At 38.0% G+C, this 9825-nt stretch carries 7 protein-coding genes; 3 read left to right on the top strand and 4 right to left on the bottom strand.

Going from position 1 to position 9825, the window contains the following annotated elements; translation table 11 throughout:
- Nucleotides 1-270: 270 nt before the first annotated feature.
- A complete protein-coding gene (locus tag H0184_RS22870; RefSeq protein WP_221828768.1) occupies nucleotides 271-1146 on the bottom strand; it encodes a nucleotidyltransferase-like protein in 876 nt (291 codons plus the stop codon).
- A 149-nt stretch (nucleotides 1147-1295) separates the two neighbouring features.
- Here H0184_RS22870 and H0184_RS22865 point away from each other — a divergent pair, with 149 nt between their 5' ends.
- Nucleotides 1296-1664 carry a YgzB family protein gene (locus tag H0184_RS22865; RefSeq protein ID WP_221828765.1) on the top strand — a complete coding sequence of 123 codons (369 nt, stop codon included), beginning with the start codon at nucleotides 1296-1298 and terminating at the stop codon, nucleotides 1662-1664.
- A gap of 20 nt (nucleotides 1665-1684) precedes the next feature.
- Here the strand turns inward: H0184_RS22865 and perR are convergent, their stop codons facing one another.
- From perR to H0184_RS22850, 3 genes are all read right to left on the bottom strand, one after another.
- Nucleotides 1685-2122: a peroxide-responsive transcriptional repressor PerR gene (perR, locus tag H0184_RS22860; RefSeq protein ID WP_063255569.1), complete on the bottom strand. Its 438-nt coding sequence runs from the start codon at nucleotides 2120-2122 to the stop codon at nucleotides 1685-1687.
- Nucleotides 2123-2536: 414 nt separating this feature from the next.
- Nucleotides 2537-3007, bottom strand: a complete 471-nt coding sequence (gene bcp, locus H0184_RS22855; protein WP_221828764.1) for a thioredoxin-dependent thiol peroxidase — start codon at nucleotides 3005-3007, stop codon at nucleotides 2537-2539.
- A gap of 66 nt (nucleotides 3008-3073) precedes the next feature.
- The gene (locus H0184_RS22850) at nucleotides 3074-3421 is read right to left on the bottom strand and encodes a potassium channel family protein (protein WP_260631732.1); all 348 of its coding nucleotides are present in this window, start codon (nucleotides 3419-3421) and stop codon (nucleotides 3074-3076) included.
- 233 nt (nucleotides 3422-3654) lie between these two features.
- Between H0184_RS22850 and H0184_RS22845 the strand changes: the two genes are divergently transcribed.
- Nucleotides 3655-4950 (top strand): glutamate-1-semialdehyde 2,1-aminomutase, encoded by a 1296-nt coding sequence (locus H0184_RS22845; RefSeq protein WP_221828761.1) that lies wholly within the window; start codon nucleotides 3655-3657, stop codon nucleotides 4948-4950.
- Nucleotides 4951-5238: 288 nt separating this feature from the next.
- Entirely contained in the window at nucleotides 5239-9708 is a 4470-nt protein-coding gene (locus H0184_RS22840; protein WP_221828759.1) for a glutamate synthase-related protein, read from the top strand.
- Nucleotides 9709-9825: the final 117 nt, after the last annotated feature.

Raw genomic sequence — 9825 nt, 5'->3', positions numbered from 1 at the left:
TGATATAGCTCATTTGTTACGTTGGCTTAGCTTTTATAAAAAGCTAAAAAATTGTTTGTTGACGTTACTGTTTGTTTAGTTTTCAAAGAGCAATTATTATCTTCGCCCGTAAGCGACTTTTATAATATAACACATCTCATTTTACAGTGTCAATATTATTTTTCAAAAAATATAACCGTCGTTTGCGAGTAAGTTAAAATCTTTCGTTCGCAGCGACGGTTATTAATATATCAAGTATCTCAAAAAACGTCAATAGGTTTTAATGTTTTTTTACGATAATTTTTTACTCACCTGATAACATCGATGAAAAATACCATTTCCCTTTGTTTCAAGACTAACAACATCGATTAACCCTTTTTCAATAAGATACTCAATTAGGACGGCTAGATCAACAGAATAAGGAATTAATTCTTTTTCATTCTGAATCTCATTGAAAGTCCAATATTCCTTCGTACTAAGAACTTCTAAAAGATGAGCACAACCCACTTTTGTTCGAGAATGGATCATAAACTCGCTTGCTAAGAATAATAACTCCAATCTTTTTTCAATAGCCTCTTCACTATTTACAAGTTCTTCATATAATTTAACGATTTCTGGCTCAATCAGTTTTACCTGCTGCCAAACAGTTAACTCTGGATGTAGACCATTTTCAATTACAGCTAGTCTTGCTAAGTGGTGTAAAGAATGAACAACATAATTATATGCGTCCAGGTACTGTTTGTTTTCAAAGAGAGCTTTACCATCGACATACCGTCTTATCAGCTTCGCAAATTCTAATCCCATTTTAACCTTCCGTCCATTAAACGGAAATTCACGGAGCTCTGTCTTCAGGTTTTCTATATATTCATTACGGTCAAATAATATCTTCGCATTCTGAAGCCATTCAAATATTTTTCGATTCGTACCTAATAGAAGCCATTCTTTTAACTGATCCTCCGTAACAATATGCATAGCTGCCTTGCTGTCATTATAATTATAATGTTTGATTAATGATGGCTGTTCTCCCTCTTTTACTATGATTAAAAGGATTACATCAAAGGAGTCTGTGGTATGGCTTGATTTATGTCTTTTTTCTATCAACAATACTCCAAGCGTATTGGATTGACTAGCCCGTTCCTGATAAATGGGCCGAAGAATGTCTTTCATTCTCATTCCTCCATTATTTTCGATAACCTATATGTTCGACAGTAATAAAAAATCTCCTTCTTATATAGAAGACAAATTTCGACATTCTTTAACATACCATTTTTTCATGAGATGTAAATATGGTATAGTTTGACTAGGAGGGAGAATTTATGGCTAAAAAATATTCAAGTAAAATAAATAAAATCCGCAGTTTTGCATTATCCTTAATCTTTATCGGTTTTTTTGTTATGTATGTTGGAATTTATTTTCGTAACTCACCACTTGTTATGACCATTTTCATGCTATTGGGACTTTTATTTGTTATTGCTAGTACAGTTGTTTACTTTTGGATTGGGATGCTGTCAACCAGAACTGTACAAGTTAAATGTCCAACTTGCGGAAAACATACAAAAATGCTCGGAAGAGTAGATATGTGTATGCATTGCAGGGAGCCTATAACACTTGATCCTGAACTCGCAGGTAAAGAGTTTGATGAATCCTATAATAAGAAATCAAAAAATAAAAGCCGATTTACTTAATCGGCTTTTGTTTCGTTTCATTAATGTACTTCTTTACTTGTACACTCAGGACATGTTCCGTAGACTTCCATTCGATGATTATTCACCTTAAAGCCCGTAACATGTGAAGCAAGCTGTTCTACTTCATTTAATCCTGGGTAATGGAAATCAACTATTTTTCCACAGCTCTCACAGATCACATGGTAATGGTGTGATGTTACAAAGTCAAAGCGCGCTGATGCATCACCATATGTTAATTCTTTTACTAGACCTACTTCACGAAATACTCGTAAATTATTGTAAACTGTTGCCACACTCATATTAGGGAATTTTCCTTCTAGGGCTTTATAAATATCATCTGCTGTGGGATGTGACATCGAGTTTATTAAATATTCAAGTATCGCATGACGTTGTGGAGTTATACGTACTCCAGTTTCCTTTAAAGTTTCTAATGCTTCTTTTAACTGATTCATCGCCATGCACCTCTATTCCAAAAATATTCTTAAATTATAATTGTTATAATTAGTTTACTAAGGAATTAATACTTTTGTCAATATTGTAATATCATAATTAGGCATTGTTTATTATGTCTCCTGGTCCAATTGTTTGTATTTTATGATACATACTAACTATTAATTCTTTTTATTAAAAAATTCACGCTCCAAAGATGCAGCCTTGATCACTGCTCAATTACCGGAGAACAAAAAAAAAGGGCCGATTATCGACCCAACAAGTTTTATCTGAGGAGGTATGCCCTAATAAAATGATATTCAATCTAAAGGTGTTTGCATTGGACAAATGCCTTTTCTATAGAAAATAGGCTATAAATAATAACGCCCTATTCCCTTCCCAATTTCCTTATTAATTTCCCCTTTTAATTCAAGATAAGGTACTTATCCCAAATTCTCTTTTACAAACTGGAGCGCTTCTTCTACATGCCCTTTTACTTTTACTTTTCGCCATTCTTTTGCTATCTTACCTTCTTTATCAATGACAAATGTAGATCTTTCAATGCCCATATACTCTTTACCAAAATTTTTCTTTAATTTCCAAACCTCATACAGTTCAGAAACAGTGTGATCTTCATCAAATAAAAGTAAGAAAGGCAGGTTATACTTATCTCTAAACTTTTCATGTTTTTCTATCGGGTCGGGGCTGACTCCAATAATAACGGAATCTAACTGTGAAAAGTCTCCGTGATAGTCCCTAAAATCACATGCTTGGGTTGTACAGCCTGGTGTCATATCCTTTGGATAAAAATACAACACAACATTTTTGCCTTTAAAATCTGACAATTTTACTTTTTCACCATTACTAGCTAATAATTCAAATTCAGGAGCTTGTTTGCCTAATTCTATTGTCATACCTTACATCACCTCATAGAAAATATACTCTTCCATAAGCCTAACCAAACATGATTAACTATACAACTATTTAATTTCATTGACTTCTCTGTCCATTAATGCACGTGCTACAAATGCTGCAGGCATTGTATAACCAATCAATGCTTCTACTACCGCAACCATTCTGCCCAGCCCATGCGGGATAACATCTCCATTTCCAACGGAAAACAAAGTCATTGCACTGAAATAAAAGCTCGTTTCGAACAGATTGTAGTTATTTTCATGATTTACTTCAACAAGCAGCGAAATTCCTTTTAACTCAAATAATAAATAGATCAGACCAAATCCTAGAATAACAGTTAGATAGATGGACCCTAAAAATAGAGCATTTTCAATCGATACAAACTTGCCTTTTATGGTGTTTGGTATAAACAAAGTTCTTATACTCATAAAAATACAGAAAATCACAATTGGTAGTAAGAAATAGAACACTGCCGCCACCTCAACTTGACCTCATTTAATCTATAACTATGCTTGCTTGGACAATAAAATATCAACAATCCTTACTAAAGGTGGCAGGATCAGAAAATTTTTAAATAGTAAAACAAATTAATGTGTATGAAAAAAGTGCTATTATAGGAAGGAATCCATTTCTAGGAGGAAAATTAATGCATTTTACAAATTCTGAACGAATACATAATGAAGCGTTAGAACATATCGTCGGCGGGGTAAACAGCCCCTCTCGCTCTTACAAAGCAGTAGGCGGCGGTGCCCCAGTGGTAATGGAGCGTGCTCAAGGTGCTTATTTTTGGGATGTGGACGGAAATCAATATATTGATTATCTGGCTGCTTACGGTCCAATTATCACAGGTCATGCTCATCCACATATTACTGAAGCAATTAAAAAGGCAGCAGAGAGTGGTGTCCTGTACGGAACTCCTACACCACATGAGGTCAAGTTTGCAAAAATGCTGAAGGAAGCGATGCCTTTTTTAGAAAAAGTTCGTTTCGTTAATTCAGGTACGGAAGCAGTCATGACCACAATTCGCGTTGCCCGTGCCTATACAGGCCGAGATAAGATCATTAAATTTGCCGGTTGTTATCATGGGCACTCTGATCTTGTACTAGTTGCAGCAGGTTCAGGTCCTTCAACTCTTGGGACCCCAGATTCTGCAGGTGTTCCAAAGAGTATCGCCCAAGAAGTCATTACTGTTCCTTTTAATGATATTGAACCTTTTAAAGAAGCCTTAGAAAAATGGGGCGACCAGATTGCTGCAGTGTTAGTGGAACCAATTGTCGGGAACTTTGGGATTGTTGAGCCAAAGCCTGGTTTCTTACAGCAGGTAAATGATCTCACTCACGCGGCAGGTGCACTTGTCATTTATGATGAAGTTATAACAGCTTTCCGCTTTATGTATGGAGGTGCACAGGATTTATTAGGGATTCAGCCTGATTTAACAGCCCTGGGGAAAATTATTGGCGGCGGTCTTCCAATTGGAGCTTATGGTGGACGTAAGGAAATTATGGAAAAAGTGGCACCATTAGGACCTGCTTATCAAGCAGGAACAATGGCAGGTAATCCAGCATCAATACTGTCAGGAATTGCCTGTCTGGAAGTCCTGAAGCAAGAGGGAATTTATGACTATCTTGATCGTTTAGGAGCTATGCTTGAAGAAGGAATTTTAAATGCTGCTAAAGAACATGGTATTCCCATTACGATTAACCGTTTAAAGGGTGCCTTCACCGTATATTTTACAAACGAAAAAATTGAAAATTACGAGCAGGCAGAAAATACCGATGGTGAGATGTTTGCTAGATTCTTTAAGCATATGCTGCATCAAGGTATAAACTTAGCACCATCTAAATATGAAGCCTGGTTTTTAACCATTGCTCATACAGAAGAGGATATTGAGGCAACACTACATGCCGTAAACAGTGCATTTTCTCTACTTGCCAACGAATAAATATACATTTTTTATACAGTTATGGAGAGTGTAAAACACTCTCCAAATATTTCAACAAACTTGAAAACGTTTACATTTACACCTTTCTAATTAAATCCTCCCTGCCTAATCATTATTTTTCTATCCAATTTCTTGTATATTTATTGATTTCTGAAAATTCATATGATATATTATTTTCACACAATCTTATTTAATTGTGCCCTAATTTATTTGTTAACTATTCTTACATTATTAAGCTAATAGGAGGTGAAGCGGCTTTAGAGGAAATTTCAGCTGAAGCCAATTTATATGACAGAGAGATGGAACCCTTCCCTTTTTAAAGATTTCCATAAGCATGAACATGATGCCTGCGGAATTGTAGCTTGTCTTGAAAAAAACAAGCAGCCTACTAGAAAAAACATTTTTGATTGCATAGATGCTCTTGTCACTATGAATCATCGTGCTGGTTTTATTAACGGTGAGGGCGATGGTGTCGGAATTCACATTGATATTCCAAAGGATTTATGGAAAGAAAAGTTACAAAACGCTAATGTTGATCCCTCCCTAGCTGTCACAGATAGCTTTGCAGTTGGTCATATTTTTATCAGTCAAAAAGCTAACTGGGACTCTACTAAACAAGAATTACTTCATAAACTAAAAAACCACGATTTAGAAATCATCTTTGAAACAAATCAGGTTACCGACTCTAATGCCCTAGGACCAATCGCTATCCAAGAAAATCCAGTTTTCTGGCAATTCGCATGTGTTTCAGAAAAAACCGGCCAAGAATTATCAAAGGTTTTATTCGAAGCAATCATTGATTTAGAAACGAATGAACATGTCCATGTTGCCTCGTTAAGTCAAAACCATGCAGTATATAAAGTAATGGGTGCCGGGGATATTCTCCCGCGCTACTATAAGGATTTAGCCAGCCCTATTGTTGCCTCAACCGTTACACTTGGCCATAACCGTTATTCTACTAATACATTATCTAGTTTCTTCCGCGTCCAGCCTTTTAGTGTACTTGGACATAATGGCGAAATTAATACTATTGCAAAGCTTCGTGATGAAGCAAGGATGATCGGTGTTCCCCTCGTTAAGGATGGCAGTGACTCTCAAGACCTAAGCCGAACGATTGAAACATTAATTTGCCGTGATGGATATACGTTATTCGAGGCAATCGATCTCTTATTCCCTCCAATTATTAATGAAATGAAAGCCTACTCTAATGAATTACAAGATTTATATACTTATAGCCGCGAAGCATGGGGGCATTTTGCCCAAGGCCCTGCCGGCATTATTTCTAGATTTGGGAATGAAGCTGTTTTTAGTGTAGATGCACTAGGTCTTCGTCCACTTTGGATGCTGGAAACAGAGACTTCCTATTTATTTTCATCTGAACCGGGGATTATTCCTTCTAGTGAGTATGTAAACGACCCTAAACCTTTAGCTCCTGGCGAGAAGGTTGGATTTAAATGGCTGAATAGTAAATTAGAAGTTTACGAGCAGGATCAATTTCAAAGAGAAGTTTATCGCACCTTTTCAAAACGCTTAAATCTCCAGGATTCAAGAGTTCGTTTACAAACACCAGCCTTAGAAAAGACAATTACAATGAATTATCCAGACAAAATCCATAATGGACAATATAAGGCATTTGGCTGGGAGAGAGACCACATACAATTAATCGAGCAAATGGCTGAAAAGGGTGTCGAGCCGATTCGTTCACTTGGTCATGATGCTCCACTTGCAGCGCTAAATCCTGAGCGGAAAAACCTTGCAGATTATTTTAAAGAAAGTGTAGCCGTTGTTACGAATCCTGCGATTGACCGAGACCGTGAAACGGAGCATTTTTCAACACGGGTGATAATTGGGAAACGACCTTCTTTATTTACGAGAGAAAAAACAGAAACACTTCTAGAGTTAACCACTCCCCTTCTTTTAGAAGGCAAAGCAGGTTATAGCTGCTCGGATACCATTGGTCAACCCAGCTTCGACCAAGTCATTCAGCATTTCCAAAATGAAAAGCTGGTTACATTTATATCAACAACCTTTAGAAAAGATGAGGAAATTAGCATAGCATTAGCTAGGATTTCTAAAGAAGCAGTTCAGGCTGTAATTTCTGGGAAGAGTCTGCTTGTTCTTGATGACGGAAACGCACACCAGGAAGATTTTTACTGGATTGACCCGCACTTAGTAACATCTGCTATTGACCAGGCACTGGTAAAGGCAGAATTAAGAAGAGATTGCTCAATTGTGGTACGCTCAGCAGCCATTCGTTCGCTGCATGATATGATAACTGTTTTTGGATTAGGCGCCGATTTAATCAGTCCTTATTACATGTTCATGACAGTTCTGGATGAATCCAATCAACCTTTAATTAACCTTTATAATGCATTATCGAAGGGACTAGAAAAAGTAATCTCAACCATTGGCATACACGAATTACGCGGCTACGGAAGACTATTCTCAAGTATCGGCTTGCATGAAGAAGTGGCAAAGGAACTAAATATAGTTAACTTTTTTGGCTCTGCTGATATCGAGAATAACTATGAAGCTATGAAGAATGACGCTTTCCAAAGAGCTCAGGATTACCATAATGAAAAAGAAAGGGTCGGGAAGACTTTCCACCTCTTCCCTCGTATTTGGAAGGCTATAGGTGAAGTGGCAGCAACAGGTGATTATAGTGCTTACCGTGATAAAATTAGTGAGCAAGAGGAGCAGAATCCAACAACCATTCGTCATTTAGTTCAATTAAAGAAGAGCAATCATGCCATTTCCCCAACAGACGTTGACATTACCGTTGGTGAGCATGATTTGCCATTTATCATTTCTTCCATGTCGTTTGGCTCCCAAAATGAAATTGCCTTTAGAGCTTATGCTGAAGGTGCTGACCGTCTAAACATGGTCAGTCTTAATGGTGAAGGCGGCGAAATCAAGGATATGCTTGGTAAATATCCAAAAACAAGAGGACAGCAAATCGCCTCTGGACGTTTTGGTGTAAACGCTGAGTTATTGAACTCTTCTAATCTATTAGAAATTAAAATCGGGCAAGGTGCAAAGCCTGGTGAAGGCGGACATTTACCTGGTTCTAAGGTAACCGCCAAGGTTGCGGCTGCACGTAATGCTACACTTGGTTCTGATTTAATTTCACCATCAAACAACCATGATATTTATTCAATTGAGGATCTAGCGCAAATGATTCTAGAATTAAAAACAGGTAATGACCAAGCAAAAATTGCTGTAAAGGTACCTGTTGTACCAAATATCGGTACAATCGCTGTTGGGATAGCTAAGGCAGGGGCAGATATCATTACATTAAGTGGTTTTGACGGCGGTACGGGGGCTGCAAGAATTCATGCACTCCAGCATGTTGGACTCCCAGTTGAAATTGGTGTTAAGGCAGCCCATAATGCTCTACTTGAAAGCGGACTTCGTAATAAGGTAGAAATTTGGGCAGATGGCGGTATGAAGAGTGCCATGGATGTCATGAAGGTTATGCTCCTTGGTGCAAACCGTGTTGGTTTTGGAACTCTTTCCATGCTTGCGATCGGCTGTACGACTTGTCGTGGTTGTCATTTAGATACCTGTCACGTTGGAATCGCTACTCAAATTGAGTCTGAAGTTCAAGCAAAGGAACATGGACTTCGCAGATTCGTTCCACGTCAGCTTGACCTTGCTGTAAATGGAATAATGAACCTATTCTCGTCCTTTGGAAATGAGCTTAAGGCTCTGGCAGCTTCTGTCGGGATTACCAACTTACAGGATGCTGTTGGACGTTCAGACTTATTAGAACAGGTGAAAGGCAAGAATCAGCTAAGCCTTTCTTATCTATTAAAACCGCTTGAAATCAGCCAATTCTCAAAGACAGAGGAAACAAAAGCGATCCAAGAAGTCCAAATGCAAGTGGCAGTTGGTGCTGAGTATTTAGACGCAAGCGTTGACCAACTTCATTCTTCTCGTGAATTCGATAGTGTCACGTCTGAACAGCGCGTCTTAGGCAGCAGAGTTTCATGTCACCGTGTTCGCGGAAGACTTGATGGTTCATACCAGCAGCTGCCACCTGTACAGCTTAAATATAAAAATGGTTCGATTCCTGGTAACGGCTTAGGGGCTTATAATAGCGGCGGAATTGAAATCATTGTTAACGGCGGCGGTCAGGATGGAGTTGGAAAAACATCCTTTGGCGGCAATATCTTCATCCTTAAATCAAAAGGAAAAAATGGCCGCTATTATAATGGTTCTGTTGGAAAAGGTTTCGGGTATGGTGCTCAAAAAGGTTTGTTAATTGCTCAAGGTAATGCTGACGCCCGTGCTGGAATTCGTCTTTCAGGAGCTGATTTGATTATTGGCGGCTCCGTTAAGCAGCCCCTTCCTGAAAAAGAAGCTGGAAATATTGGAGCAAACGCGAACATTAAAGGCTTTGCATTTGAATACATGACAAATGGCCGCGGCTTAGTTTTAGGCGATCCAGGTCCATGGATTTGTGCCGGGATGACCGGAGGAGTTGTTTATATACGTCAACAGCCTGAGGTTGGTTTAACAGCCCAAGCAATTATGAGAAGGATTGCGAAAGGAGCTAAAGTTTCAGTCATGAGCTTAACCGAAAATGGGAAAAAAGATGTAAATGAACTTCTTAGTAAGTATACAGATGTACTTGCTGATGATGGTCAGATAGAAGAAGCGAATCAGCTTAGAGCACTTCTCTCCAACCCTGAAGATCACTTTATTCAAATTGTACCAGTAAAAGAACAGGCTGACCCTGCTGTATCTACAGAATGATATAAAAAGAAAAAGAACGTTCGCTTTTTACTGCGGACGTTCTTTTTTGCGTTTTGGAAAATATCTTTATCTAATACTGGATTAAATTCATATAATATCTCTTGATTAAATGTTTTA

Origin of the sequence: Neobacillus niacini, assembly GCF_019749295.1 — a bacterium.
Lineage (GTDB): Bacteria > Bacillota > Bacilli > Bacillales > Cytobacillaceae > Neobacillus > Neobacillus niacini_D.
Note: the sequence above shows the minus strand (reverse complement) of the source record. Positions and strands in the feature narration are given on the sequence as shown.